The organism is Streptomyces sp. WAC07094 (assembly GCF_036320405.1).
In the GTDB taxonomy this organism is placed as follows: Bacteria; Actinomycetota; Actinomycetes; order Streptomycetales; family Streptomycetaceae; genus Streptomyces; species Streptomyces lannensis.
This window is the reverse complement of record NZ_JAVMJZ010000001.1, coordinates 1,838,617-1,864,366: the sequence shown is the minus strand read 5'-3', so window position 1 is coordinate 1,864,366 and position 25,750 is coordinate 1,838,617. Positions and strand designations below refer to the sequence as shown.

Here is a 25,750-nt window from a genome sequence, read left to right as displayed (position 1 = left end):
CATGGTGGACCACGGGTGTGACAGCGCCCCCGACGGGCCGGAGGGGTCGCTCAGCCGCGGGAGCCGAGCAGACCGTGCAGCGTCGCGCCGCGGTCCTCGACCGACGCCGACTTGGTCTTCGCCGGTGTGGGGTCGGGCAGTTTCGGGCACACGGCGTCGATGTCGCCGGTGCCGTGCGGCACGGTGCCCTTGTCCAGATAGGCCACCAGGTACTTGTCCAGGCAGGCGTTGCCGCTCAGCGAGATGCCGTGATTGCCTCCGCCGTCCTCCACCACCAGGCTCGAGCCGCGCAGCAGATGATGGACCGTCACTCCGCCCTGGTACGGGGTGGCGGCGTCGTCGGTCGCCTGGAACAGCAGGGCCGGGGGCAGCGCGTCGTTCGACACGTCGACCGGCCGCAGGGAGGACGTGGGCCAGAAGGCGCACGGTGCGTTGTACCAGGCGTTGCTCCAGACCATGAACGGTGCCTTCGCGTAGGCCGCCCAGTTGTCCTTGCGCCACTGGGCCCAGTCGCGCGGCCAGGAGGCGTCACGGCACTGCACCGCGGCGTAGATGCTGTAGCCGTTGTCCCCGGAGGCGTCGACCGCGCCGAGGGCCTTGTACGCCGCCACGAGAGGGCCGGAGTTCCCGTTGTTCGCATACGCGGCGAACGCCTCCGCGAGCCGGGGCCAGCGGCCGTTGTAGTAGCCGCCGGGGATGTAGGTGTCCTCCAGTTCGGAGGCGCCCACCGTCTTCTGGGCGGGCCGCTTGGCCAGCGCCGACCGCATCGCGTACCACTTGGCCTCGACCAGGGCCGGGTCGGTGCCGAGCCGGTACGTCGCGTCGTGCTCGGCGACCCAGGCGAGGAACGCCCGGTGCCGGTCGTTGAAGGCGTAGTCCTGCTGGATGTTGTCCTCGTACCAGACGCCCGTGGGGTCGACCATGGAGTCGAGCACCAGACGGCGCACCCGCTGCGGGAACAGCTTCGCGTAGACGGCGCCGAGGTAGGTGCCGTACGAGTAGCTGTAGTAGTTGAGCCGCTGGGCACCGAGCGCCTGACGGATCGCGTCCATGTCGCGCACGGCGCTGACCGTGTCGATGAACGGCAGCACGCCCGCGTACTTGGCGGCGCACGCCTTGGCGAACGAGGCGACGCGGGAGAGGTTGGCCCTCTCCAGGGACGGCAGGCGGGGCACCGTGTCCGGGCGGACCGGTTCGAAGTACCCGGGCTTGCAGTTCAGGGCGGGCTTGCTCTTGCCAACGCCCCGCGGATCGAAGCCGATCACGTCGTACTGCGACGCCACCGCCTTGGGCAGCGCGGAGGCGACGAATCCGGCGAGCGTCAGACCGCTTCCGCCGGGCCCGCCCGGGTTGACCAGCAGCGGCCCCTGATAGGTCGGCGCGGTGTGGGGGACCCGGGACAGCGCCAGCGTGATCTGCTGTCCGCGCGGGTTCGCGTAGTCGAGCGGCACCGTCACGGACCCGCACTGGAGCGTCGGGTACTTGGTGGTGCCGCATTTCTTCCAGATGGGCTGCGCCCCTTGTGCGGTGTGCGATGCGCTGGCGTCGGCCGGGACGGCGGTGAGCATCCCGGCCACCACGACGGCGGCGCCGCACAGCACGGCTGCGCGTTGTCTCATGTCAGGCCTCCCAGGACGGATGGGATAGGACCACGAATGCCTGGTCCCTGCCGCATCGTCCCGGATTGCCCGGCAGAAAGAACATGATCGGGCAAGAGTTGACCCGATTGGGCCGCGTGATGCGCTCGCATGCCCCTGAAGCACCGTCAGGAGCCGTGCGGCCGCGCGAGCGTACGGTCGCGTCCCTACGTCCGCCGCGCACGGGTGGGCCGGACGTCAGATGAGCGACAACTGGGTGGGCCCTGGCTGCATCACCGCTTCCGGCGCGAGGGGTTCGGGCTCGGGTCGGCTGATCCTGCGCGGCATCCCGGGGCGCGTCGGTCCGATGCCGTACTCCTGGGCCAGTTCGTGCACCTGGCGGGTGACTCGGCGCTGGTACCACTTCGGCGCGTATGCGCCCTCCGCGTACAGCCGTTCGTAGCGGCGCACGAGGTAGGGGTGGTGCTGTTCGAGCCAGGCCATGAACCACTCGCGTGCTCCCGGGCGCAGATGGAGCACCAGCGGGGTCACCGAGGTCGCCCCGGCGGCGGCGATCGCCCGTACCGTGGCGCGCAGTTGGGCCGGCTCGTCGCCGAGGAACGGAATCACCGGGGCCATCAGGACACCGCAGCCGATGCCCTGATCGGCCAGGGCGCGCACGACGTCCAGCCGGCGCTCCGGTGCCGGGGTGCCCGGTTCGACGGTGCGCCACAACTCGTGGTCGACGAAGCCGACGGAGACGGAGATGCCGACGTCCGTGACCTGTGAGGCCTGTTTCAGCAGGTCGAGGTCGCGCAGGATCAGCGTGCCCTTGGTGAGGATGGAGAACGGATTCGCGTGGTCGCGCAGGGCCGAGATGATGCCGGGCATCAGCCGGTAGCGGCCCTCGGCCCGCTGGTAGCAGTCGACGTTGGTGCCCATCGCGATGTGCTCTCCGTGCCAGCGCCGGGAGCCGAGGTGGGAACGCAGCAACTCCGGTGCGTTGACCTTCACCACGATCTGGGAGTCGAAGCCGAGTCCCGTGTCGAGGTCCAGGTAGCTGTGCGTCTTGCGTGCGAAGCAGTACACGCACGCGTGCGTGCAGCCCCGATAGGGGTTGACCGTCCATTCGAACGGCATACGCGAGGCTCCCGGTACCCGGTTCACGATCGAGCGGGCTCTGACCTCGTGGAAGGTGATGCCGCGGAACTCCGGCGTGTCGAAGGTGCGGGTCGTCACCGCGTCCGCGTCGAACAGTGCGGCGTTGCGGGCCGCGGCGGGGTTCTCGGCCAGATGGTCCCAGCGCATGGGGCGCCTCCTCGGTAGCACTGGACTCAGAATAGAACACCTGTTCCCTTGATCGCGATGTGGATTCGGTTACTCGTTCGATTTTATGGAGAGTCGCGCCTGACCTGCGTCTCCTCGTCCGTCCGGTCTGTGCTCCGAGCGGTGTGCTCGAGAGCCGGGGGGTCGGCGCGTCCGGCGCCGTCACGCCGGCCTGTGGGACATAAAGGATGTATGCGACCCAGCAGAGTGGTGGAGCAACCGAAACCGCCGCAACCCCTGTCCGCGGGGGTGCGCCGACTGACCCTTCAGGCCGGGGACGTGACCCTGTCCTGTCTGCTCGCCGAGCCGCCGGACGGGCGGCCGCGCGCCACCGTGGTCGCCCTGCACGGTGGCGGCATGTCGGCCGGGTACTTCGACGGTCAGGCCCATCCCGACCTGTCCCTGCTCACGCTGGGGGCACGCCTGGGCTTCACGGTGCTCGCCGTGGACCGACCCGGCTACGGACTGTCCGCGGAGCAGCTGCCCGGCGGGCAGACCCTCGCCGAGCAGGCCGACGTGCTGGAGTCGGCCATGGAGCGGTTCGCCGGGCAGCACGCCACGGGAGCCGGCTTCTTCCTGCTGGCGCACTCCTACGGGGGCAAGCTGGCCCTGGTGGCGGCCGCACGCGGGGCCGGTCCGCTCGCCCTGGACGTGTCCGGCTGCGGGCACCGCTACGACCCGGGGGCGGCCGGACTGCTGCGGATGCCGACCAGCGCCGACCGGCACCGCAACTGGGGGCCGCTGCGGCTGTATCCGCCGGACACCTTCCGTTCGATCGGCTCGACGGTGGTACCCATGCCGGAACGTGAGGCGGCCGAAGTCGCCCGCTGGCCGGGGACGTTCGACGAACTCGCGCCGCGGGTGCGGGTCCCGGTCCGGCTGACCTTCGCCGAGCACGAGGCGTGGTGGCGGCACGACGAGAGCGACATCGCCGATCTCACCGCACGCCTGACGGCGGCCCCCGTCGTCCGTGTCGAGCGTCAACCGGACGCGGGCCACAACATCAGCCTGGGCCGGACGGCGCGTGCCTACCACCTGCGCGCCCTCGCCTTCTTCGAGGAACGGCTCGCCCTTCAGGCGGGTTCTCCCAGGCAATGAGCGGTACCGGCCGGGGAGTGCGCCTCCCGGAGCGGATGTCCCGTCAGAAGCCGTGTGCCGGGTGTGATGGGATGGCGCACGCCCCCCATCACACGTACAGGAAGAGGAAAGTCATGGCGCAGGTCGAGGCCACGACGGAGCGGATCATCGCGGCGGACGCCGAGACGGTGTTCGACGCACTCGCCGACTACAGCGGCACCCGCTCGAAGCTGCTCCCCGAGCAGTTCAGCGAGTACGAGGTGCGCGAGGGCGGCGACGGCGAGGGCACCCTCGTGCACTGGAAGCTCCAGGCCACCAGCAAGCGCGTCCGTGACTGCCTTCTGGAGGTGACCGAGCCGACCGAGGGCGAACTCGTCGAAAAGGACCGCAACTCCTCCATGGTCACCACCTGGCGGGTCACCCCGGCCGGCGAGGGCCGGTCCCGTGTCGTCGCGACCAGCACCTGGAAGGGTGCGGGCGGCATCGGCGGCTTCTTCGAGAAGACCTTCGCGCCCAAGGGCCTCGGCCGGATCTACGGCGCGGTGCTCGCCAGGCTGGCCACCGAAGTGGAGAAGTGACACCCGGGAGGGCGCCGGCCGCTCACGGCACGGAGCCGTGGGCGCCGTCATGACTCCCTGCGCGCTCCGGGGCGCGGAACTCGCGTTCCGAGCCTCCGGGGCGCGTTTCCGCGGTCGCCGGGCTGACGTCCGCGCTCACCGTTTCGAGTGGTTTTCCGTGTGACGCGGTTGTACGCCGTAGGGCTTCCGACCGGCGGATACCCGTTCACGACGCACCTCACGGGTGACTCGTCGCGCTTGATCCCAGTTGTTGCGCAATGCGAGAAATGGGCGGCGCAGGCGCGACGAGGGGAGCGGTTAGGTGGGCGGGACGACTGCGGTGCACGTGGACAGCGAACGGGTCGTACGGCCCGTGGTCCCGGACGCGCCCCGTGCTCCGGTCGAGGCATCACCCGTGGGACCCGTGGAGGCGCTCAGCCCTCGCCGGGTGCGGCTGGTGTTCGTCGGGCTCATGCTCGCACTGCTGCTGGCCGCCCTCGACCAGATGATCGTGGCCACCGCCCTCCCGAAGATCGTCGGTGAGCTGCACGGCCTCGACCGGATGTCCTGGGCGATCACCGCGTACCTGCTGACCTCCACCGTGGGGCTGCCGGTCTACGGCAAGTGCGGCGACCTCTTCGGCCGCAAGGGGGTCTTCCAGTTCGCGATCGGCGTCTTCGTCGTCGGCTCGGCACTCGCGGGGCGGGCGCAGAGCATGGATCAGCTGATCGCCTTCCGCGCCGTCCAGGGTGTCGGCGCGGGGGGACTGATGATCGGCGTGCAGGCGATCATGGCCGACATCGTGCCGCCCCGCGAACGCGGCCGCTTCATGGGCATCATCGGTGCGGCCTTCGGTCTCGCGTCCGTGGCCGGGCCCCTTCTCGGCGGCTACTTCACCGACCACCTCTCATGGCGCTGGTGCTTCTACGTCAACGTGCCCTTCGGCCTTGTCACCCTGGCCGTGGTCGCCGTCGTGCTGAGACTGCCGAAACCCACCACGAAGGCCCGTCTCGACATCATCGGCACACTGCTGCTGGCCGCCGCCTCGACCTGTCTGGTGCTGCTGAGCAGCTGGGGCGGGACCGAGTATGCCTGGGGGTCCCGGGTCATCCTGGGTCTGGGCGCCGGTGCGGCCCTCGCGAGCGTCCTCTTCCTGATCACCGAGAGGTTCGCCGTCGAACCCCTCATCCCGCTGCGGCTGTTCCGGGACTCCGTCTTCAACATCACCGCCCTGGTGGGGTTGGTCGTCGGCGTCGCGCTGTTCGGCGCGGCCAGTTATCTGCCCACCTTCCTGCAGATGGTCGACGGGGCGAGCGCCACCGAGTCCGGGCTGCTGATGCTGCCGATGATGGCCGGGATCGTCGGGGCCTCGATCGTCTGCGGCCAACTCATCAGCCGCACCGGCCGCTACAGGGTGTTCCCGCTCCTCGGCAGCGCCCTGGCCGCCGTCGGCATGTGGCTGCTGTCCCTGCTGGAGATCGGCACACCGCGCTGGCAGTACAGCATCTGGATGGCGGTCCTCGGCACCGGCATCGGCATGGTGATGCCGGTGCTGATCCTCGCCGTGCAGAACTCCGTGAGTCCCGCCGACCTCGGCACCGCGACCAGCGCCAACAACTACTTCCGGCAGATCGGCGGCAGTGTCGGTGCCGCCGTCTTCGGCACCCTGTTCGCGGGCCGACTCTCCGACGCGCTGGAGGACCGCCTCACTCCGCGGGCCGGGGCGGGGCTGCCCGATCCCGACTCCATCACCCCGCAGCTCGTCCACGCACTCCCGCCGGCCGTGCGCGACGTGTACATCGCCGCATACGCCGACGCCATGCCGAGGATCTTCCTCTACCTCGTGCCGGTGATCGTCCTCGGCCTGCTCATCGCCTTCTTCCTCAAGGAGAAACCACTGGTGTCCCACAACGCCCCCGCCGACCAGCAGCCCGCGGCCCAGGTCCCGCAGGCACGTTCGCCGTACGCCGCCGGAGTGCCCGTGTGCGGCACGGTCCAGCACCCCGACGGCACCGTCGTGCCGCGCGCCGCGCTCACTCTCATCGACGTCGCGGGAGTGCAGATCGGACGCGGTGCGAGCGGCGAGGACGGCCGGTACGCGCTGTCCACGCCCGGAGCGGGCTCGTACGTCCTGATCGCGGCCGCGGGCGGCCACCAGCCGCAGGCGGTCTCCGTGACCGTCGGGGAGCGCCCGGTCGAACTGGACGTCGTGCTCGGTGGCGCGGGACGGCTCGCGGGCAGTGTGCTCACGGCCGACGGCTCGCCCGTGCGCGATGCCGCGGTCACGCTCACCAACGTGCACGGAGAGGTGGTCGCGAGCACCCGCAGCGGGCGTGAGGGCGGGTACGTCATCAGCGAGCTGGTGGCCGGCGAGTACACCCTCGCCGCCAGCGCGCCCGCGTTCCGCCCGGCCGCGCTGCCCGTCACCGTGCAGGCCTCGCGCGAGACCCGGCAGGACGTCGAACTCGCGGGCGGCGCCGTGCTGCGCGGCACGGTACGGGCGGGAGACGGGCGGCCGGTCGAGGACGCCCGGGTGACCCTGCTGGACGCGGCGGGCAACGTCGTCGACACGATGACGACCGGAGCCGACGGGACGTTCCGTTTTGTCGATCTGTCGTCCGGTGAGTACACGGTGATCGCCGCGGGCTATCCGCCGGTGGCCACGGTGTTGCAGGTCGCCGGGGGCGGTCGCACCGAGCGGGACCTCCAGCTGGGCCACGAGGACTGAGGGCCACGAGGACCGAGGGGCGCGGGCGGCGGGACCGGGCGACGGCGACCGGTCCCGCCGCCCGGTGCCTCCGAGCGCGCCCCGCTCCCGCGCCCCCTCGAACGCGCCCGCGGCGCCCGGCTTCAATTCGCGCAATGCCACACATCGCAACCGGACTGCGCCGTACCGTGGTCGGGCGGTACAGATCTTGCGGACGCGGGGGAGAGAGGGCGCGGGCCATGGACCACGGCGCCGACACGGATGCGGTTCCCGTCCCGCCGGCCGGGGACGAGGCGGCGGAGCACGCCGCACCCGGCCGAATACCCCTGGCCGTGGTCGTGGTGGACCGCGAAGGCCTCGTGTCGCACTGGAGCCGTGGTGCCCGGCGGTTGTTCGGCACGGCCCGGCAGGACGCGGTCGGGCGGCCCGCCGTCGATCTGCTCCCCGTCTCCGGCGCCCTGCCCGAGACCGGCGGGAGAGACGCGTACACGGCGTACGACGGACTCGATCCCGGCCTCGAGGCATCGCTCGACGGGCGGCTGTCCTACCCGGCCGCGGGACGGGCCCGCCTCTTCGTGCCCGAGGGCGGGCGAAGCGCCACGGAGACCCGGCCCGGCGCGGGACGGGACCGAGCGGATGTGCTGTGGTGGGCCTACCCGTTGGTGGGGCCAGGACCCGAACGGCTCTTGGTGCTGGCCGCCGACGCGGACGCGCTGCACCAGGAAGGCGGAGCGGCGGTCGAGTCCATCGCCCCGGGATTCGCCCTGCACACCGAGTTCCCCGGTGCCGAGGAACTCGCCCGCAGACTGCCCGAGATCATGCCCAGCATGAGCGTCGGCGAGAGCGCCCGCATCGTCGCCCAGGTCCTCGAACTGGGCTACCCGGTGCTGGAGTTCAGCAGGCACGACCGGGTGCCCGTCACCCCCGACTGGGGTGTGCCCCGGCGCGCGGAGCGCAGGGCGCGCCGTGCGGAGGCCGCCCGCGTCGCGGCGTCCGGGCGGCCGGTACCGGAGGATCTTCTGCACGACGGCGAGGATCTCGAGTACGTCGCGGTGCGCGAGCGCCTCGAGTTCCTCAACGAGGTCAGCGGGCGAATAGGCACCTCGCTCGATCTGGCGCAGACGATCACCGAGGTCAGCAGGGCCGTCGTGCCCCGCTTCACCGATGTGGCGGGCACGTATCTGAGAGAACAGGTCGTCGCCGGCGAGGGGTTCGCCGAGGGAGTGCCGGACACGACCACCATGTGGCACCGGGTCGCCGTGGAGCACACCGACGAGCCGGGCCGCTGGGACGACGTCGTGCCGGTCGGCGAGGCCATGCCGTTCCCGGCGCACACACCCTTCTTCCAGTGCATGACCACCGGCGAGCCCGTCCTCGTGCCGCGTATCGGCGAGGAACTGGGCCATGCAATCGCCGCGCAGTTCGAGAAGCGCGACATACGCCCCCTCATCACCGGCCGCTCCATGCTGGTCGTGCCGCTCAAGGCACGCCATGTGGTGCTCGGCTTCATGATCCTGCTGCGTCATCCCGAGCGCGCCGAGTTCAACGACATGGACCGGGTGACCGGGGCCGAACTCGCCGCCCGGGCCGGCCTCGTACTCGACAACGCGCGTATGTACACGTACCAGGAGAGCGTCGCCGAGACCCTCCAGGACAGCATGCTGCCCCACATCGCGCCGCACATGGCCGGCTGCGACATCGCCACCCGGTATCTGCCCGGCACCCTGCTCGGACGGGTCGGGGGCGACTGGTTCGACTCGGTGAAGCTCCCCGGTGCCCGTACCGCGCTGGTCGTCGGGGACGTGATGGGTCACGGTCTCAACTCGGCCGCCATGATGGGCCAGTTGCGAACGGCCGTGCAGACCATGGCGGCCCTCGACCTGCCGCCGGCCCAGCTGCTGCGCAATCTCGACGACCTCGCCCAGCGGCTCGGCGACACCTATCTCGCGACCTGTCTGTACGCCGTCTACGACCCGATCGCGAGCGAACTGCACATCGCCAACGCCGGCCACATCCCACCGGTGCTCGTCCGTGCCGTCGACGGACGCAGCGAACTGCTCGAACTGCCGACTGGCGCCCCGATCGGGGTCGGTGGGGTGCCGTTCGAGTCCGCCCGCGTACCGGTGGCCCCCGGTGATCGGCTGGTGATGTGCACCGACGGCCTGGTCGAGGTGCGCGGCGAGGACATCGGGGTCGGCCTCGCCACGCTGTGCGAGTCCGCCGCACACCCCGCCGCCTCCATGGACGACGCCTGCGACACGATCATCCGCGCCCTCAACACCTGCGGCGGCCGCAAGGACGACGTGGCACTGCTGATGGCCCGGCTCAACGGCATAGCCCCGCGGGACGTCGCCGTGTGGGGGTTCGCCGCCGAACCCGCCGAGGCGGGCAGGGCCCGTGCGGTGGTCCGGGAACAGCTCCACGAGTGGCGGCTCGACGGGCTGGCGGACCACGTCGAGCTGCTGGCCGACGAACTCGTCACCAACGCCGTGCGGCACGCCCGCGGCCGGCGCATCCAACTGCGTCTGGTGCGCGGCGACACGCTGCTGTGCGAGGTCGACGACGACGATCCCACCCTGCCCACGCTGCTCGGCGTGGGAGCCGACGACGAGTTCGGACGCGGGCTGCGGGTGGTGAGCACGCTGGCCCGGGAGTGGGGGACCACGCGTACCGGCCCGGGCAAGACGGTGTGGTTCGAACTGACACTGCCACGCCGCTGAGCCGCCGGGGCGGTCTGCCCGGGCGTGGTGCGGGCGGGACCCGAGCGCGCAGACGACTCGAAGGCGCGGTGAAGGAAGGCGCCGCACGCTTGTCCCCGGGCTCCGGGCGCGGTAGACCGATCTCGCCCGTCGTCGCGGCGGGTTGCACGTCGTACCCGGGAGTTGGTCATGAGCGTGACGAGTCGGTACAGACAGGCCTGGGAGGACTTCTGGCGGGAGGCCCCCGACGAACCGGGCGCGGTCTTCTGGGATGCCGAACCGGCCCTGACCGCCGGCGTCCACCTCACCCTGTTCGCACCGCTGCTGGCCGACCCCGCCCTGCCCGTCGTCGACCTCGGCTGCGGCAACGGCACTCAGACGCGTTTCCTGGCGGACCACTTCCGTCATGTCGTCGGCGCCGACCTGTCGCCCTCGGCGCTCGATCACGCCCGCCGTGCCGACCCCGCGGGCCAGGCCGGCTACCGCCTGCTGGACGCCGCCGAGAAGAGCGAGACGGAGACGTTGCACGCCGAACTCGGCGACACCAACGTCTATGTGCGTGGTGTCCTCCACCAGTGCGAGCCCGACGACCGGCAGTCGCTCGTGGACGGCATCGCGACCCTGGTGGGGGAGCGCGGCCGGGTCTTCCTCGTCGAACTCGCCGAAGCGGCCGGACATGTGCTCAAGGGTCTGGCCCGGAGCGCCGAGGGGCCGCCCGCCAAGCTCGCCCCCGTCTTCCGGCACGGCATCGCGCCCGGAGAGGTGGCCGATGCGGCGGTGCCGGAGTATCTGCGCTCGGCCGGTCTCGATGTTCTGGCGAGCGGTGACCTTCCGCTGGTCACCACGGAGCGCTCGGGAGACGGCACACGCATCGAGCTGCCGTCGAAGTGGATCGTCGCGGGTCGGCAGGCCTGAGCCGGGGAGCTGCCGACCGGACACGGCGTCCGGGACAAGGCGGAGGGGCCACGCAGCGCCCACCCCGCCCGCGGGCTTCGTCAGGCCCCCGTCCCCGGTGCCGCCGTCGTGCCCCTGATCTCCAGGGAGGGGGGCCTGAGCACCAGTTCGGCCGGGCGTGCGGGGTCGGTGATGCGGTCGAGCAGGCACTGGGCGGCGCGGCGCCCGACGTCGTGACTGCCGTTGTCCACCGTGGTGAGCCACAGGTGGCGCAGGCGGGAGAGATAGGTGTTGTCGTACCCGACGAGGGAGAGGTCGCGCGGTACCCGGAGTCCGAGCTCCTCGGCGGCGGACAGGGCGCCGACACACGCTATGTCGTTGAACGCGAGGACGGCGGTGGGGCGTTCACGGCCGCCGAGGAGGCGCACCGCGGCCCGGTAGCCGCCCTCCTCCGTCAGATCGCCCTGCTCGACCACGGCCGTGTCCGCGAGACCGTGCTCACGCATGACACCCTCGAAGCCGCGCCGCCGCAGTGCGCCGACCACCCCCTGCCCGGCGATGTGCGCGATCCGGCGGTGCCCGAGGCCGATGAGGTGCTCGGTGGCGAGACGGGCGCCGCGCTCGTCGTCGCCCGCGACGATGTCGACCGACGGCAGCTCCGGCTCGCGGGCGCCCGCGACGACCGTGGGGACACGGGCCGCCGCCGTGCGCAGTGCCTCGGAGGGCGGGAGCGTGCCGACGGCGATCAGTCCGTCGACCCTCAGGTCGGTGAAGGTGCGGGTGAGGTCCTCGCCGAGACGCCGGTTGAGATGCCCGTCGGCCAGCAGGGTGTGCAGACCGGAGTCGTGCAGCAGGGAGTTGAGGCCGTCGAGCAGTTCCACGAACCAGGGGTTGCGCATGTCGTTCAGCAGGACGCCGACGGTGCGGGTGCGCCGTTCGCTGAGGCTGCGCGCGGCGGCGTTGGGGCGGTAGCCCAGTTCCTCGACGGCGGCCAGCACGGCCCGCCGCTTCTCCGGGCGTACCTGGTCGGAGCCGCGCAGCACCAGGGAGACCAGCGACTTGGACACCCCGGCCCGTTCGGCCACATCGCGGATGGTCGGCGGTCTCATTTCTGGACCGTTCCATATGGCTCCTGTGCTTGTCAAAGGCGTTGACAAGTGCAGAGATGGCCACCAGTGTGAGGGAATAGGTTCCTGGACCGGTCCAAAGAAGGGCAGTCATGGTGAGCAGGCTCGGCGTCGCCGTCGTGGGATTCGGCTGGATGGGGCGGGTGCACACCCAGGCCTACGTCCGTGTGCCGCACCACTTCCCGCAGCTGTCCCTGCGGCCCGAACTGGTCGCCGTCGCCGACGACGTGCCCGGTCGCGCCGAGGAGGCCGCCGGCCGCTACGGCTTCGCGACGGCCGTCCGGGACTGGCGCGAGATCGCCGCCGACCCGCGGGTGCATGCGGTGAGCATCGCCGCGCCGAACTTCCTGCACCGCGAGATCGGCGTCGCCATGGCCGAGGCCGGCAAGCACATCTGGATCGAGAAGCCCGTCGGCCTCACCGTCGAGGACGCCCGCGCCGTCGCGGGCGCCGTGACGAAGGCCGGTGTCCGGGGCACGGTGGGCTTCAACTACCGCAATGCGCCGGCCGTCGCCGCCGCTCGCGAGCTGATCGCCTCCGGTGACATCGGCACCGTCACCCATGTGCGCATCCGTCTCCTCAGCGACTACGCGGCACACCCCGAGGGTGCCCTGACCTGGCGTTACGAGCGCGAGCGCGGCGGTGGCGGGGTCCTTGGCGACCTCGCTTCGCACGGGGTGGACCTGGCCCGGTTCCTGGTCGGCGAGATCGAGTCGCTGGCCACGGACACCGCCGTCTTCATTCCCGAACGCGCCCGCCCCACGAGCGCCACCGCGGGCCACACCCGGGCCACCGGTGGGGCCCCGGGACCTGTGGAGAACGAGGACTACGTCAACTGCCTGCTGCGCTTCGCCTCCGGCGCCCGCGGTGTCCTGGAGGCCTGCCGGGTCTCGGTCGGCGAGCAGAACAACTACGGCTTCGAGATCCACGGCACCCGCGGCGCGGTGTTCTGGGACTTCCGGCGCATGGGGGAACTCCGCATCAGCCGCGGCACCACCTATCAGGACCAGCCCGTCAGCACCCTCCACGTCGGGCCGGGCCACGGTGAGTACGCCGCTTTCCAGCCCGGCGCGGCGAACGCGATGGGCTACGACGACCTGAAGGTCATCGAGGCGTACCACTTCCTGCGGTCGGTCGAGGAGGGCACCGCGTACGGTCCGACCCTCGACGACGCCGTGCACAGCGCCGCGGCGCTGGACGCCATGAGCGGTTCGGCCGAGCGGCGCGGGTGGGTCAGTCCGGTGGTGTGAACGGGTGTGTGCGCCCGCTCCGGGAACCGGCCCGGCGGGACGATGACCCGCCGGGCCGCTGCCGGGTTGGCGGGAGCCCCCGTGCGCCCGGCGTCTTCCCGCCCGGCGCACGCTGTCAGGGCCTGACGAGGAGCTGGAAGTCGAAGGCGTAGCGCGAGGCGCGGTAGATGTGGGTGCCGTACTCGACGGCCCGGCCCGTGTCGTCGTAGGCCGTGCGCTGCATGGTGAGCAGGGCGGCGCCCTCCGGTTCGCCCAGTCGCTCGGCCTCCTCGGGTGTGGCGCAGCGGGCGCCGACGGACTGCCTGGCGCTGTGCAGGGTGATGCCGACGCCACGCATCATGCGGTATAGGCCCGTCGCCTCCAGCCTCTCCGTGTCGAGGTCCAGAAGGGCCACCGGCACGTAATTGGACAGATAGGCCATCGGCTGGCCGTGGGCCAGCCGAAGCCGCTCGATATGGCGTACGTCGTCGCCCTCGGCGATGCCCAGAGCGGCGGCGACCTCCGCCGACGCCTGCACCACCTCGTTGCGCACCACCCGTGTCGCGGGCTTCTGCCCGGCGGACTCGAGGTCGTCGTAGAGGCTGCTGAGTTCCAGCGGGCGCTTGACCTGGCTGTGCACGACCTGGGTGCCCACGCCCCGGCGGCGGACCAGCAGCCCCTTGTCCACCAGCGACTGGATGGCCTGGCGGACCGTGGGGCGGGAGAGCCCCAGCCGCCCGGCGAGCTCGATCTCGTTGCCCAGCAGGCTGCCCGGGCCCAGTGCGCCGTGCTCGATCGCCGCCTCGAGCTGCTGGGCCAGCTGGTAGTAGAGCGGGACCGGGCTGCTGCGGTCGAGGGTGAAGTCGAGGGTCGCGGGGCTGGAAGTGCTCACGGGGAGAGGATAGGCGGGGGACTGGTTGACAGGAACCCTTGTCATCACATTGTCCTGACAATAGATCCGGAGGTGGCCGGTGAGGGAGGGTGTACCGCCCTTCCCGCACCGGCCACCGCATGCCTCAGGAGTTGCTCGGGAAGCCGAGGTTGATACCGCCGTCGGCCGGGTCGGGCCACCGTGTGGTGATCACCTTGCCCTGGGTGTAGAAGGCGATGCCGTCGTTGCCGTAGACGTGCAGATCGCCGAAGAGCGAGTTCTTCCAGCCGCCGAAGGAGTGGTAGCCGACGGGCACCGGGATCGGCACGTTGACGCCGACCATGCCCGCCTGGACCTCCAGCTGGAAGCGGCGCGCGGCGCCGCCGTCCCTGGTGAAGATCGCGGTGCCGTTGCCCCAGCGGGAGGCGTTGATCAGCTCGACGGCGGCGTCGTAGGTCTCGGCGCGCACCACGCACAGCACCGGGCCGAAGATCTCGTCCCGGTACGCGTCCGCCGTCACCGGCACCCTGTCCAGCAGCGAGACGCCGATGAAGAAGCCGTCCTCGTGGCCCTGAACCGAGTAGCCCGTGCCGTCGACCACGACCTCGGCCCCCTGATCGGCCGCGCTCGCCACGTACGAGGCCACCTTGTCGCGGTGCTCACGCGTGATGAGAGGGCCCATCTCCGACGCCGGGTCGTCTCCGGGGCCGATGCGCAGGCTCTTCGCCCGCTCGGCGATCCTGCCGACCAGCTCGTCACCGGTGTCTCCGACCGCCACCACGACCGAGACGGCCATGCAGCGCTCGCCGGCCGAACCGTAGGCAGCGTTGATGGCCTGGTCGGCCGCGAAGTCCAGGTCGGCGTCCGGCAGGACCAGCATGTGGTTCTTGGCGCCGCCGAGGGCCTGCACGCGCTTGTCGTGCTCGACCGCCTTGAGCTGGATGTACTTGGCGATCGGGGTGGAGCCGACGAAGGAGACCGCGGCCACGTCCGGGTGCTCGAGGAGCCGGTCGACGGCCACCTTGTCACCCTGCACGATGTTGAAGACCCCGTCCGGCAGGCCCGCCTCGGCCAGCAGCTCGGCGAGCCGGAAGGAGGCGGACGGGTCCTTCTCGCTGGGCTTCAGCACGAAGGTGTTGCCGGTCGCGATGGCCAGCGGGAACATCCACATCGGCACCATCGCGGGGAAGTTGAACGGCGTGATGCCCGCGACCACGCCGAGTGGCTGGCGGATCGAGGCGACGTCCACACGGGTGGAGACCTGGGTGGACAGCTCGCCCTTCAGCTTCTCGGAGATTCCGCAGGCCAGTTCGACGATCTCCATGCCCCGCGCGACCTCGCCGAGAGCGTCCGAGTGCACCTTGCCGTGCTCGGCCGTGATCAGCTCGGCGATCTCGTCGCGGTGCGCGTCCAGCAGTTCGCGGAACTTGAACAGGATCGCCGTGCGCTTGGCGAGCGAGGACTGTCCCCAGCTCTCGAAGGCCGCCCTCGCGGCGGCGACGGCGGCGTCGACCTCGTCCACGGTGGCGAAGGCGATCTGCTTCTCCCGGGCGCCGGTGGCCGGGTTGTAGACGGGACCGAAGCGGTCCGAGGTGCCCTCGACGGGCTTGCCGCCGATCCAGTGGCTGATGGTCTTCATGGTGCGGGGGCCTTTCGTGAGCGGGGGTCAGAGGTGGTGCCGGCGGCCGGCGGTGTGCCGGTCGTACCGCTCGCGGGCGGCCAGGGCGGCCGGGCGGGAGGCGACCTCGGCGACGGGCACGTCCCACCAGGCCTCGGCGCCGGGCGCGGTGGGCGCCGGGTCGGTCTCGACGTAGACACAGGTGGGCCGGTCGGATGCGCGCGCCGCGGCCAGCGCGTCACGCAGTTCCCGCACGGTCTTGGCACGCAGCACGTCCATACCGAGGCTTCCGGCGTTGGCGGCGAGGTCCACCGGCAGCGGGGCCCCGGTGAAGGTCCCGTCGGCGGCGCGGTGGCGATAGGCGGTTCCGAAGCGTTCGCCGCCTGTCTCCTCGGACAGGCCCCCGATGGAGGCGTAGCCGTGGTTCTGGATGAGGACCAGATTGACCGGCAGGCCCTCCTGGACGGCGGTGACGATCTCGGTGGGCATCATCAGATAGGTGCCGTCGCCGACCAGCGACCACACCGGCGTACCCGGCGCGGCCTGCTGGACACCGATCCCGGCCGGGATCTCGTAACCCATGCAGGAGTAGCCGTACTCGAGGTGGTACTGGCGGGGCGAGCGGGCCCGCCACAGCTTGTGCAGGTCGCCGGGGAGCGAGCCGGCCGCGTTGATCACCACGTCGTCGTCGCCCACGACCGAGTCCAGGGCGCCGAGGACCTGGGTCTGGGTCGGTACGGCGTTGTCGTCGTCCGCGCGGAAGGCGGCCTCTACGACCTGTTCCCAGCGCTCCTTGCCCGCACGGTACTCGGCCACGTACGCGTCGCTCACGTGATGGCCGGCAAGGCCGTCGGACAGTGCCTCCAGACCCGACCGTGCGTCGGCCACCAGGGTGCGGCCGGCGAGCTTGTGGGCGTCGAAGGCGGTGATGTTGAGGTTGACGAACCGGACGCCGGGGTTCTGGAACAGCGTGCGGGACGCGGTGGTGAAGTCGCTGTAGCGGGTGCCGACCCCGATGACCAGGTCGGCGGTGCGCGCGAGGTCGTCGCAGACGGCGGTGCCGGTGTGCCCGATGCCGCCGAGGTCGGCCGGGTGGTCGTGGCGCAGCGAACCCTTGCCCGCCTGGGTGGAGGCGACCGGGATGCCGGTGGCGTCCACCAGCGACTTCAGCGCCTCCTCGGCCTCGCTGTGGTGGACGCCGCCGCCTGCCACGATCAACGGCCGTTCGGCCGCGCGGATCGCGCGGACGGCCTCCGTCAGCTCCGTGCGGTCGGGTGCGGGACGGCGCACGTGCCAGACGCGCTCGGCGAAGAACTCCTCCGGCCAGTCGTACCCCTCCGCCTGCACGTCCTGCGGCAGGGCGAGGGTGACCGCGCCGGTCTCGGCCGGGTCGGTCAGCACCCTCATGGCGTTCAGCGCCGACGGGATCAGCATCTCGGGGCGCGTGATCCGGTCGAAGCAGCGGGAGACGGGGCGGAGCGTGTCGTTGACGGACACGTCTGCCTCGACGGGGTGTTCCAGTTGCTGGAGCAGCGGGTCGGCCGGGCGCGCGGCGAAGTAGTCGCCGGGCAGCAGCAGGACCGGGAGACGGTTGATGGTGGCGAGCGCGGCTCCGGTGACCAGGTTGGTGGCGCCGGGCCCGATGGAGGTGGTGACGGCCTGCGTGGAGAGCCGGCCCCGCTGGCGGGCGTAGCCGACGGCGGCGTGCACCATCGCCTGTTCGTTGCGGCCCTGGTGGAAGGGCATGGCCTCCTCGCCGGCCTCGAGCAGCGCCTGGCCGATCCCGGCGACGTTCCCGTGGCCGAAGATGCCCCAGGTGCCGGCGATCAGCCGGTGCCGTACGCCGTCGCGCTCGCTGTACTGCGCGGACAGGAACTGCACCAGTGCCTGGGCGACGGTCAGGCGGCGCACTGACTGGTTCGGGTGGCTCATCGGGACCTCATTCGGACGGCTTCGTACGCGAAGGACTTCACTGGGCGGGGGCGGCGTAGAGCGGGAGGCGGGGGTCGACGGGCTGCTCGGGCCAGGTGTCGCGGATCCATGCGTGGTCGGGGTGGTCGCAGATCAGCCAGGCGCGGTCGGGGTCGGGTCCGGCCATGACGTTCAGGTAGTACATGTCGTGGCCGGGCACGGCCATCGACGGGCCGTGCCAGCCGTCCGGGATGAGGACGACGTCACCGTCACGCACCTCCGCCAGCACGTCCGTCCCCCCGGCGTGACCGGAGGGGGAGACCCGCTGGTAGCCGAGCCCGGGTGTGCCGTCGTGGGCGGCGAACTCGAAGTAGTAGATCTCCTCCAGTTCGGACTCCTCCCCGGGCCGGCGCTCGTCGTGCTTGTGCGGCGGGAAGGAGGACCAGTTGCCGCCCGGTGTGATCACCTCGACGGCGATCAGCCGGTCGCACTCGAACACCCCGGCGGCTCCGAAGTTGTTGACCTGGCGCGAGCAGTTGCCGGTGCCGCGCAGTTCGACCGGGACGGAGGAGGCGGGGCCGTAGCGCGCGGGCAGCCGGCGCTCGCAGCGGGCGCCGGTGAGCGCGAACCGGCCGCCCTCGTGGGTCGTGATCGCCACCTGTGCGTCGCGCGGCACATAGGCGAAGTCGCTGACGCCGCTGAACACGCTCGCGCGGCCGTGCAGCCGGAAGGTGTCGTCACCGACGGCCACGGTGCAGGAGCCCGACAGGGGGAGCACGATCCACTCGCTGTCGCCGGTGTCGAAGGAGTGCCGGCCCTCCGGCGGCAGTTCGAGCACCCGCAGGCTGGAGTAGCCCCATCCGGCGGATTCGGGGGAGACGTCGACGGTGTGGTCGCCGGTGGCGGCCCTGCCCGCGGGAAGGTGGTGCGTGGTGGTCATGATGCCCTTCGTCGTTGCGGTGTCACAGCAGGCCGACCGCGGTGTCGACCGCGGTCTCCACACTGCCCTCGGCGGGATACAGCAGGGATCGGCCGACGACCATGCCCTGCACGGTGGGCAGGCGCAGCGCCTTGCGCCACTTCTCGTACGCACCCTCCTGGTCCTTGCCGACCTCGCCGCCGAGCAGCACGGCGGGCAGGGTGGACGTCTCCAGAGCCTCCGCGGTCTCGTCGGGGTCGTCGGTGACGGGCAGCTTGAGCCAGGTGTAGGCGGAGGTGCCGCCGAGCCCCGAGGCGATGGCTATGGAGCGGGACACGGCCTCGGCGCCCAGGTCGTTGCGCACCCTGCCGTCGATCCTGCGGGACAGGAACGGCTCGACGAACAGCGGCAGCCTCCGCGCGGCCATGTCGTCGACCGCGCGGGCGGCGGACTCCAGGGTGCGCAGGGAGCCGGGGTCCTCGTAGTCGATGCGCAGCAGTAGTTTTCCGGCGTCGAAGCGCAGCCGCTCGATGTCCTCGGGGCGGTGGCCGGTGAAGCGGTCGTCCATCTCGAAGGCGGCGCCCGCGAGTCCGCCGCGGTTCATGGAACCCATGACGACCTTGTCGTCCAGAACGCCGAGGAGCAGGAGGTCCTCCAGGATGTCGGCCGTGGCCAGCACCCCGTCCACACCGGGCCGGGCCAGCGCGACGCACAGGCGCTCCAGCAGATCGGCCCGGTTGGCCATGGCCAACCGGTGGTCTCCGACGCCGAGAGCCCCACGGGCCGGATGGTCGGCGGCCACGATCATGATCCGGCCGCTGTCGCCGATCAGCGGTCTGCGCACCCGGCGTGCCGCGGCCTCGGCGATGGCCTCCGGGTGACGGGCGCGCACCGTGGCGAGGTCGGGGATGCTGATGGTCAAGACAGGCTCCGTTCAGGGGTGGCGGCCGTCGGCCGCGTGCGAGAGGCCTCGGCGGGACGGTCAGTCGCGTGCGAGGAGGCCGGCGACCTCCGGTTCGGTCGGCATCGCGGAGGAGCAGGCGAGACGGGAGGCGACCAGCGCCCCGGCCGCGTTGGCGTGGCGCATGGTCTTCTCCAACGGCCAGCCCGAGAGCAGTCCGTGGCAGAGCGAGCCGCCGAACGCGTCACCGGCGCCGAGTCCGTTGACCACCTCGACGGGTACGGGCGGCACCTCGGCCGTCGTGCCGTCGCGGTGCACGGCGAGCACACCCTTGGGTCCCTGCTTGACGACCGCCAGTTCCACGCCGGCGTCCAGCAGCGCCCGCGCACAGGCCTGCGGTTCGCGTACGCCGGTTGCGATCTCGCATTCGTCGAGGTTGCCGACGGCCACGGTGGCGTGGCGCAGTGCCTGCGCGTAGTAGGGCCGCGCCGAGGCGGGGTCGCTCCAGAACATGGGGCGCCAGTCGAGGTCGAAGACCGTGATGCCGGCCTTGTCCCGGGCCGCGAGGGCGGCGAGCGTGGCCGAACGGCTCGGCTCCTCGCTCAGACCGGTGCCGGTCATCCAGAAGATGCGGGTCGAACGGATGGCGTCGAAGTCCAGTTCGTCGGCGTGGATCTCGAGGTCGGGTGCCTTGGGCCGGCGGTAGAAGTACAGGGGGAAGTCGTCCGGCGGGAAGATCTCGCAGAACGTGATCGGGGTCGGATGGGCCGCCACGGGTGTGACGAACCGGTCGTCCACGCCGAACTCCCCCAGCTGCTGGTGCAGATAGGTCCCGAAGGGGTCGTCGCCGGTCCGGGTGATCACCGCCGTGTTGCGGCCGAGCCGCGCCGCCGCCACCGCCACGTTGGCCGCGGAGCCGCCGAGGAACTTTCCGAAGGATTCGACCTGGGGGAGCGGCACACCGGTCTGCAGCGGGTAGAGATCCACACCTATGCGCCCCATGGTGATGAGATCGAAATGTTCGGCAGGCTCAGGCATGAGCGTCGCTCCTCGTACAGGGATGCGGGGTCGGATGTCCGCAAGGCGGGACATCGGGGCCCGGATGCCTCACAGGTGTAGGCCGCACGGGTTGCCCCTGTCAAGACTTTGTTCTTACATTCGGACCTGCTTCTGAAATGATGTCTTAACAAAGTATTGACAGGCGGGTGTCGCAGGGGTTTGTATCCCGTCCCAGCGAATCCGCCGGTTCACCCGGTACCTACCCGGACATCCCGTCCGGACCCGGGCGGGACATCCCGTCCGGCGTCGTCCCTCCCGTCCCCTTTCCCCCCGGTCGCACAGTGAGGTGCAGGAAAGATGGATCGCACGTTTCACCCCCGCCGTTCCCTCAGGGTCGCCCCGCTCGTCGCGATAGCGGCGGCGTCGGCGCTGCTCGTCGCCGGCTGCTCCAGCAGCTCGGGTGGAAAGAAGGCGGAGGAAAGCAGCTCCGGCGCCGCCGCGGGCAAGGCGGACACACCCCGTATGACGGTCGCGCTGGTCACCCACCAGGCGCCGGGCGACACCTTCTGGGACATCGTCCGCAAGGGCGCCGAGGCGGCCGCCGCCAAGGACAACATCAAGCTCGTCTACTCCGCCGACCCGAACGCCGGCAACCAGGCCAACCTGGTCCAGAACGCGGTCGACCAGAAGGTCGACGGCATCGCGATCACCCTGGCCAAGCCGGACGCGATGAAGGACGTCGTGGGCAAGGCCAAGTCCGCGGGCATCCCGGTCGTGGGCCTCAACTCGGGGGTGAGCGACTGGCAGAAGCTCGGCCTGATGGAGTTCTTCGGGCAGGACGAGAGCGTGGCGGGCGAGGCGCTCGGCAAGAAGCTGAACGAGGTCGGCGCGAAGAGCACCGTCTGCGTGATCCAGGAGCAGGGCAACATCGGGCTCTCCCAGCGCTGCGACGGTGTGAAGAAGACGTTCAGCGGCAAGACCCAGATCCTCTACGTCAACGGCACCGACATGCCGTCGGTGAAGTCGACGATCACGGCAAAGCTCAAGCAGGACAGCTCGGTCGACTACGTCGTCACGCTCGGCGCGCCGTTCGCGCTGACGGCTGTGCAGTCGCTGGCCGACGCGGGCAGCAAGGCGAAGGTCGCCACGTTCGACCTCAACAAGGACCTGACCAGCGCCATCAAGAAGGGCGACATCCAGTTCGCCGTCGACCAGCAGCCCTACCTCCAGGGTTACCTCGCGGTCGACTCCCTGTGGCTGTACAAGAACAACGGCAACTACAGCGGCGGCGGTGAGCAGCCGGTGCTGACCGGCCCGGCCTTCGTCGACAAGTCGAACGTCGACACCATCGCCACCTTCGCCGCGAAGGGCACCAGGTGATGACCATGTCCCAGCAGGCTGCGCCGGCGGTGACCTCACCGCCGGCCTCCGGCCCCAAGGAGCGCGACGGCCGGACGGCACAGCGCTCCCTCGTGCTGCGGCTGCTGGCCCGGCCCGAGGTCGGCGTCTTCCTCGGCGCCGTCGCGGTGTTCGTCTTCTTCTTCGCCATGGCACCCACGTTCCGCTCGGGCAGCGCCATGGCCACCGTCCTCTACCAGTCGTCCACCATCGGGATCATGGCGCTGCCCGTGGCCCTGCTGATGATCGGCGGCGAGTTCGACCTGTCGGCCGGCGTCGCGGTGATCACCTCCGCGCTGACCGCCAGCATGGTGAGCTTCCAACTCACCATGAACGTCTGGGTGGGCGTGATCGTCGCGCTCGTCGTCTCGCTCGCCGTCGGAGCGTTCAACGGGTGGATGATGGTGCGCACCGGGCTGCCCAGCTTCCTGGTCACCCTCGGCACCTTCCTGGGTCTGCAGGGCATCAACCTCGCGGTCACCAAGCTGATCACGGGCAATGTGGCGACCGACGACATCAGCGACATGGACGGCTTCGACCAGGCCAAGGCGGTCTTCTCGTCGTCGTTCACCGTCGGGGGCGTCCAGTTCAAGGTCACCGTCCTGTGGTGGCTGTTCTTCGCGGCCCTGGCGACCTGGGTGCTGCTGCGCACCAAGTACGGCAACTGGATCTTCGCGGTGGGCGGCAACAAGGACAGCGCACGGGCCGTCGGCGTGCCCGTGAAGTTCACCAAGATCTCGCTGTTCATGCTGGTCGGCTTCGGCGCCTGGTTCGTGGGCATGCACCAGCTGTTCGCCTTCAACACCGTGCAGTCGGGTGAGGGCGTCGGCCAGGAGCTGATCTACATCGCCGCCGCGGTGATCGGCGGCTGTCTGCTGACCGGTGGTTACGGCTCCGCGATCGGCCCGGTGTTCGGCGCCTTCATGTTCGGCATGGTGAGCCAGGGCATCGTCTACGCCGGCTGGAACCCCGACTGGTTCAAGGCCTTCCTCGGCGTGATGCTCCTCGGCGCCACGCTCATCAATCTGTGGGTCCAGAAGTCTGCGACCCGGAGGTGACCCCCATGACGACCGCTGACACCGGCAAGAACAACGACCAGGCCACCGCGGCCGACGGGACTCCCGTCGTCGAACTGCGCGGCACGGGCAAGTCGTACGGCAACATCCGCGCCCTGCACGGAGTCGACCTCGCCGTCCACCCCGGCAAGGTCACCTGCGTCCTCGGCGACAACGGCGCCGGCAAGTCCACCCTGATCAAGATCATTTCCGGTCTGCACCAGCACACCGAGGGCGAGTTCCTCGTCGACGGCGAGGCCGTGCGCTTCAGCACCCCGCGCGAGGCCCTGGACCGGGGCATCGCCACCGTCTACCAGGACCTGGCCACCGTGCCGCTCATGCCGGTCTGGCGCAACTTCTTCCTCGGCTCCGAGATGACGAAGGGCCCCTGGCCGGTCCGCCGTCTCGACATCGCCCGGATGAAAAAGACCGCGGACGAAGAGCTGCGGAACATGGGGATCGTGCTGGACGACCTCGAACAGCCCATCGGGACGCTGTCCGGCGGCCAGCGCCAGTGCGTCGCCATCGCACGCGCCGTCTACTTCGGTGCTCGTGTCCTGATCCTCGACGAGCCCACGGCCGCGCTCGGGGTCAAGCAGTCCGGTGTCGTCCTGAAGTACATCGCCGCCGCCCGCGACCGCGGCCTCGGCGTCATCTTCATCACCCACAACCCCCACCACGCATACATGGTCGGCGACCACTTCAACGTACTGCGCCTCGGCACCCTTGAACTCAGCGCCGACCGCAGCGAGGTCAGCCTAGAGGAGCTGACCAACCACATGGCAGGCGGCGCCGAACTCGCCGCCCTCAAGCACGAGTTGGCGCAGGTCCGCGGCGTCGACGTCGAGGAGCTCCCCGAAGCGAAGGACCTCCAGGCACCCATGGCGGCATCCTCCGAAGGGAATTCCTGACATGACGCAAGCCCTGGACCGCATCCGGGTCGGCTCGGCACCCGACTCCTGGGGCGTCTGGTTCCCCGACGACCCGCAGCAGGTGCCCTGGGAACGCTTCCTGGACGAGGTCGCCGACGCCGGGTACTCCTGGATCGAGCTCGGCCCGTACGGCTACCTGCCGACCGACCCGGCACGTCTGACGGACGAGGTGGCCAAGCGGGACCTGAAGGTGTCGGCCGGCACGGTCTTCACCTCCCTGCACCGCGGACCGTCCGTGTGGGAGTCCACCTGGAAGCACGTCGGCCAGGTCGCCGCGCTCACCCAGGCGATGGGCGCGAAACACCTCGTGGTCATCCCCTCCTTCTGGCGGGACGACAAGACCGCCGAGATCATCGAGCCGTCGGAGCTCACCACCGAGCAGTGGGCACACCTCACCAAGGGCATGGAACGGCTCGGTCACGAGGTCAAGGAGACCTTCGGCCTGGACATCGTCGTGCACCCGCACGCCGACACCCACATCGACACCGAGGCCCACGTCGAGCGCTTCCTCGACTCGACCGACTCCGACCTCGTCAACCTCTGCCTGGACACCGGGCACTACGCCTACTGCGGCGGCGACAGCGTCAAGCTCATCGAGACCTACGGCGAGCGCATCGGCTATCTGCACCTCAAGCAGGTGGACCCGGAGATCCTCGCCGACGTCGTCTCGAACGGAGTGCCCTTCGGCCCCGCCGTCCAGCGCGGAGTGATGTGCGAGCCCCCCGCGGGCGTTCCGGCGCTCGAGCCCGTCCTCGCCGCCGCCCAGGGACTCGGCGTCGACCTCTTCGCCATCGTCGAGCAGGACATGTACCCCTGCGCGCCGGACAAGCCGCTGCCCATCGCCGTACGCACCCGCGCGTTCCTCCGCTCCTGCGGCGCCTGATCACCCCCGAAGGGACGAACGACCACCATGACCCAGCGTGGAACGCTCGGAGTCGCCGTCATCGGTACCGGGCGGATGGGCGCCGACCATGTGCGCCGCATCAGCGAGGTGATCAGCGGGGCCCGGGTGGCCGCCGTCGTGGACGTGGACGCGGAACGCGCCAAGAACGTCGCGGCGGGCGTCGAGGGCTGCACGGCCTACACCGAACCGGCCGCGGCGATGGCCGCCGCCGACGTCGACGCGGTACTGATCGCCTCTCCCGGCCCCGCGCACGAGTCGGCGCTGCTCGCCGCCTTCGAACGCGACCTGCCCGTCCTGTGCGAGAAGCCGCTCACCCCCGACGCGGCCTCCGCGCTCAGAGTCCTCGAGGCCGAGCAACGGCTTGGCCACCGCCGGGTCCAGGTGGGCTTCATGCGGCGCTACGACGCCGAGTACGTGAAGCTCAAGGCGCTGCTGGACAGCGGACAGCTGGGCCGCCCGCTCATGCTGCACAACCGGCACCGCAACGCGTCGAGCCCGCCCGGCTTCACGGACGCGATGCTCATCAACGACTCCGTCGTGCACGAGATGGACGTCACGCGCTGGCTGCTCGGGCAGGAGATCACGGCGGTGACGGTGCTGCGCCCGACACCCTCGGACGTCGCTCCGGAGGGCCTCGCCGACCCGCAGTTCGTCGTCCTGGAGACCGACGGCGGCGCCCTCGTCGACGTCGAGATCTTCGTCAACTGCGGCTTCGGCTACCAGGTGCAGGCCGAGGCGGTCTGCGAGCGCGGCACCGCCCGGATCGGGGACGGGCACGCCATGGTCACCAACGCGGCGGGGCGCTGGGGCGGGACCATCGCCCAGGACTTCGTGGAGCGCTTCGAGGAGGCGTACGACCGCGAGGTGCAGGCCTGGGTCGACGCCACCCGGCGCGGTGAGGTGACCGGGCCCGGCGTCTGGGACGGTTACGCCGCGGCGGCGGTCTGCGAGGCGGGGGTGCGCGCCCAGACGGAGGGGCGCCGCACGGAGGTCGAACTGATCGAGCGCCCTGCGCTGTACCGCTGAGACGTGCGTCGTGCGCGGCCGGT

General features: G+C 70.8%; 20 protein-coding genes. 11 read left to right on the top strand and 9 right to left on the bottom strand.

Annotation, left to right across the window (positions count from 1 at the left end; all coding sequences use genetic code 11):
* Positions 1-50 precede the first annotated feature (50 nt).
* Entirely contained in the window at positions 51-1,619 is a 1,569-nt protein-coding gene (locus tag RCR19_RS08140) for an alpha/beta hydrolase (RefSeq protein ID WP_331264514.1), read from the bottom strand.
* Between the two features lie 216 nt (positions 1,620-1,835).
* Positions 1,836-2,885, bottom strand: a complete 1,050-nt coding sequence (locus RCR19_RS08135; protein WP_331264513.1) for an Rv2578c family radical SAM protein — start codon at positions 2,883-2,885, stop codon at positions 1,836-1,838.
* 210 nt (positions 2,886-3,095) lie between these two features.
* Between RCR19_RS08135 and RCR19_RS08130 the strand changes: the two genes are divergently transcribed.
* From RCR19_RS08130 to RCR19_RS08110, 5 genes are all read left to right on the top strand, one after another.
* Positions 3,096-4,001, top strand: a complete 906-nt coding sequence (locus tag RCR19_RS08130) for an alpha/beta hydrolase (protein ID WP_331264512.1) — start codon at positions 3,096-3,098, stop codon at positions 3,999-4,001.
* A 113-nt stretch (positions 4,002-4,114) separates the two neighbouring features.
* Complete coding sequence (locus RCR19_RS08125) at positions 4,115-4,558, top strand: SRPBCC family protein (RefSeq protein WP_331264511.1); 444 nt, start codon at positions 4,115-4,117, stop codon at positions 4,556-4,558.
* Between the two features lie 352 nt (positions 4,559-4,910).
* Positions 4,911-7,265: an MFS transporter gene (locus RCR19_RS08120; RefSeq protein ID WP_331269378.1), complete on the top strand. Its 2,355-nt coding sequence runs from the start codon at positions 4,911-4,913 to the stop codon at positions 7,263-7,265.
* A 218-nt stretch (positions 7,266-7,483) separates the two neighbouring features.
* Positions 7,484-9,964: a SpoIIE family protein phosphatase gene (locus RCR19_RS08115; RefSeq protein WP_331264510.1), complete on the top strand. Its 2,481-nt coding sequence runs from the start codon at positions 7,484-7,486 to the stop codon at positions 9,962-9,964.
* A 168-nt stretch (positions 9,965-10,132) separates the two neighbouring features.
* The gene (locus RCR19_RS08110) at positions 10,133-10,858 is read left to right on the top strand and encodes a class I SAM-dependent methyltransferase (RefSeq protein ID WP_331264509.1); all 726 of its coding nucleotides are present in this window, start codon (positions 10,133-10,135) and stop codon (positions 10,856-10,858) included.
* Between the two features lie 80 nt (positions 10,859-10,938).
* Here the strand turns inward: RCR19_RS08110 and RCR19_RS08105 are convergent, their stop codons facing one another.
* Positions 10,939-11,946, bottom strand: coding sequence for a LacI family DNA-binding transcriptional regulator (locus RCR19_RS08105; RefSeq protein WP_331264508.1), 1,008 nt, complete (start codon positions 11,944-11,946; stop codon positions 10,939-10,941).
* A 110-nt stretch (positions 11,947-12,056) separates the two neighbouring features.
* Between RCR19_RS08105 and RCR19_RS08100 the strand changes: the two genes are divergently transcribed.
* The gene (locus RCR19_RS08100; RefSeq protein WP_331264507.1) at positions 12,057-13,214 is read left to right on the top strand and encodes a Gfo/Idh/MocA family oxidoreductase; all 1,158 of its coding nucleotides are present in this window, start codon (positions 12,057-12,059) and stop codon (positions 13,212-13,214) included.
* Positions 13,215-13,329: 115 nt separating this feature from the next.
* On the opposite strand, the gene RCR19_RS08095 is transcribed toward RCR19_RS08100, so the two are convergent.
* From RCR19_RS08095 to iolC, 6 genes are all read right to left on the bottom strand, one after another.
* Complete coding sequence (locus tag RCR19_RS08095) at positions 13,330-14,085, bottom strand: GntR family transcriptional regulator (RefSeq protein ID WP_331264506.1); 756 nt, start codon at positions 14,083-14,085, stop codon at positions 13,330-13,332.
* A gap of 124 nt (positions 14,086-14,209) precedes the next feature.
* Positions 14,210-15,703: a CoA-acylating methylmalonate-semialdehyde dehydrogenase gene (locus RCR19_RS08090; RefSeq protein ID WP_331264505.1), complete on the bottom strand. Its 1,494-nt coding sequence runs from the start codon at positions 15,701-15,703 to the stop codon at positions 14,210-14,212.
* Between the two features lie 27 nt (positions 15,704-15,730).
* Positions 15,731-17,614 (bottom strand): 3D-(3,5/4)-trihydroxycyclohexane-1,2-dione acylhydrolase (decyclizing), encoded by a 1,884-nt coding sequence (gene iolD, locus RCR19_RS08085; RefSeq protein WP_331264504.1) that lies wholly within the window; start codon positions 17,612-17,614, stop codon positions 15,731-15,733.
* Between the two features lie 37 nt (positions 17,615-17,651).
* Positions 17,652-18,533, bottom strand: a complete 882-nt coding sequence (iolB, locus tag RCR19_RS08080; protein WP_331264503.1) for a 5-deoxy-glucuronate isomerase — start codon at positions 18,531-18,533, stop codon at positions 17,652-17,654.
* A gap of 22 nt (positions 18,534-18,555) precedes the next feature.
* Positions 18,556-19,434 carry a deoxyribose-phosphate aldolase gene (locus RCR19_RS08075; RefSeq protein ID WP_331264502.1) on the bottom strand — a complete coding sequence of 293 codons (879 nt, stop codon included), beginning with the start codon at positions 19,432-19,434 and terminating at the stop codon, positions 18,556-18,558.
* 60 nt (positions 19,435-19,494) lie between these two features.
* Positions 19,495-20,451: a 5-dehydro-2-deoxygluconokinase gene (iolC, locus tag RCR19_RS08070; protein WP_331264501.1), complete on the bottom strand. Its 957-nt coding sequence runs from the start codon at positions 20,449-20,451 to the stop codon at positions 19,495-19,497.
* Between the two features lie 318 nt (positions 20,452-20,769).
* Between iolC and RCR19_RS08065 the strand changes: the two genes are divergently transcribed.
* Genes RCR19_RS08065 through RCR19_RS08045 form a run of 5 tightly spaced genes read left to right on the top strand, consistent with a single transcriptional unit; the run spans position 20,770 to position 25,727 of the window.
* Positions 20,770-21,792: a sugar ABC transporter substrate-binding protein gene (locus RCR19_RS08065; protein ID WP_331264500.1), complete on the top strand. Its 1,023-nt coding sequence runs from the start codon at positions 20,770-20,772 to the stop codon at positions 21,790-21,792.
* Positions 21,792-22,868, top strand: a complete 1,077-nt coding sequence (locus RCR19_RS08060) for an ABC transporter permease (RefSeq protein ID WP_331264499.1) — start codon at positions 21,792-21,794, stop codon at positions 22,866-22,868. The genes RCR19_RS08065 and RCR19_RS08060 overlap by 1 nt, the downstream gene beginning before the upstream one ends.
* A gap of 5 nt (positions 22,869-22,873) precedes the next feature.
* Positions 22,874-23,776, top strand: coding sequence for an ATP-binding cassette domain-containing protein (locus RCR19_RS08055; protein WP_331264498.1), 903 nt, complete (start codon positions 22,874-22,876; stop codon positions 23,774-23,776).
* Between the two features lies 1 nt (position 23,777).
* The gene (locus RCR19_RS08050) at positions 23,778-24,680 is read left to right on the top strand and encodes a sugar phosphate isomerase/epimerase (RefSeq protein ID WP_331264497.1); all 903 of its coding nucleotides are present in this window, start codon (positions 23,778-23,780) and stop codon (positions 24,678-24,680) included.
* 27 nt (positions 24,681-24,707) lie between these two features.
* Positions 24,708-25,727 (top strand): Gfo/Idh/MocA family oxidoreductase, encoded by a 1,020-nt coding sequence (locus tag RCR19_RS08045; protein ID WP_331264496.1) that lies wholly within the window; start codon positions 24,708-24,710, stop codon positions 25,725-25,727.
* The last annotated feature ends 23 nt before the right edge of the window (positions 25,728-25,750 follow it).

Excerpts from the sequence above, each read along its gene's own strand:
- RCR19_RS08065 (WP_331264500.1), top strand. The coding sequence starts at position 20,770 with ATGGATCGCACGTTTCACCCCCGCCGTTCCCTCAGGGTCGCCCCGCTC.
- iolD (WP_331264504.1), bottom strand. The coding sequence starts at position 17,614 with ATGAGCCACCCGAACCAGTCAGTGCGCCGCCTGACCGTCGCCCAGGCA.
- RCR19_RS08045 (WP_331264496.1), top strand. The coding sequence starts at position 24,708 with ATGACCCAGCGTGGAACGCTCGGAGTCGCCGTCATCGGTACCGGGCGG.
- iolC (WP_331264501.1), bottom strand. The coding sequence starts at position 20,451 with ATGCCTGAGCCTGCCGAACATTTCGATCTCATCACCATGGGGCGCATA.
- RCR19_RS08100 (WP_331264507.1), top strand. The coding sequence starts at position 12,057 with ATGGTGAGCAGGCTCGGCGTCGCCGTCGTGGGATTCGGCTGGATGGGG.
- RCR19_RS08090 (WP_331264505.1), bottom strand. The coding sequence starts at position 15,703 with ATGAAGACCATCAGCCACTGGATCGGCGGCAAGCCCGTCGAGGGCACC.
- iolB (WP_331264503.1), bottom strand. The coding sequence starts at position 18,533 with ATGACCACCACGCACCACCTTCCCGCGGGCAGGGCCGCCACCGGCGAC.
- RCR19_RS08130 (WP_331264512.1), top strand. The coding sequence starts at position 3,096 with ATGCGACCCAGCAGAGTGGTGGAGCAACCGAAACCGCCGCAACCCCTG.
- RCR19_RS08055 (WP_331264498.1), top strand. The coding sequence starts at position 22,874 with ATGACGACCGCTGACACCGGCAAGAACAACGACCAGGCCACCGCGGCC.
- RCR19_RS08125 (WP_331264511.1), top strand. The coding sequence starts at position 4,115 with ATGGCGCAGGTCGAGGCCACGACGGAGCGGATCATCGCGGCGGACGCC.
- RCR19_RS08115 (WP_331264510.1), top strand. The coding sequence starts at position 7,484 with ATGGACCACGGCGCCGACACGGATGCGGTTCCCGTCCCGCCGGCCGGG.
- RCR19_RS08140 (WP_331264514.1), bottom strand. The coding sequence starts at position 1,619 with ATGAGACAACGCGCAGCCGTGCTGTGCGGCGCCGCCGTCGTGGTGGCC.
- RCR19_RS08135 (WP_331264513.1), bottom strand. The coding sequence starts at position 2,885 with ATGCGCTGGGACCATCTGGCCGAGAACCCCGCCGCGGCCCGCAACGCC.
- RCR19_RS08110 (WP_331264509.1), top strand. The coding sequence starts at position 10,133 with ATGAGCGTGACGAGTCGGTACAGACAGGCCTGGGAGGACTTCTGGCGG.
- RCR19_RS08060 (WP_331264499.1), top strand. The coding sequence starts at position 21,792 with ATGACCATGTCCCAGCAGGCTGCGCCGGCGGTGACCTCACCGCCGGCC.
- RCR19_RS08105 (WP_331264508.1), bottom strand. The coding sequence starts at position 11,946 with ATGAGACCGCCGACCATCCGCGATGTGGCCGAACGGGCCGGGGTGTCC.
- RCR19_RS08050 (WP_331264497.1), top strand. The coding sequence starts at position 23,778 with ATGACGCAAGCCCTGGACCGCATCCGGGTCGGCTCGGCACCCGACTCC.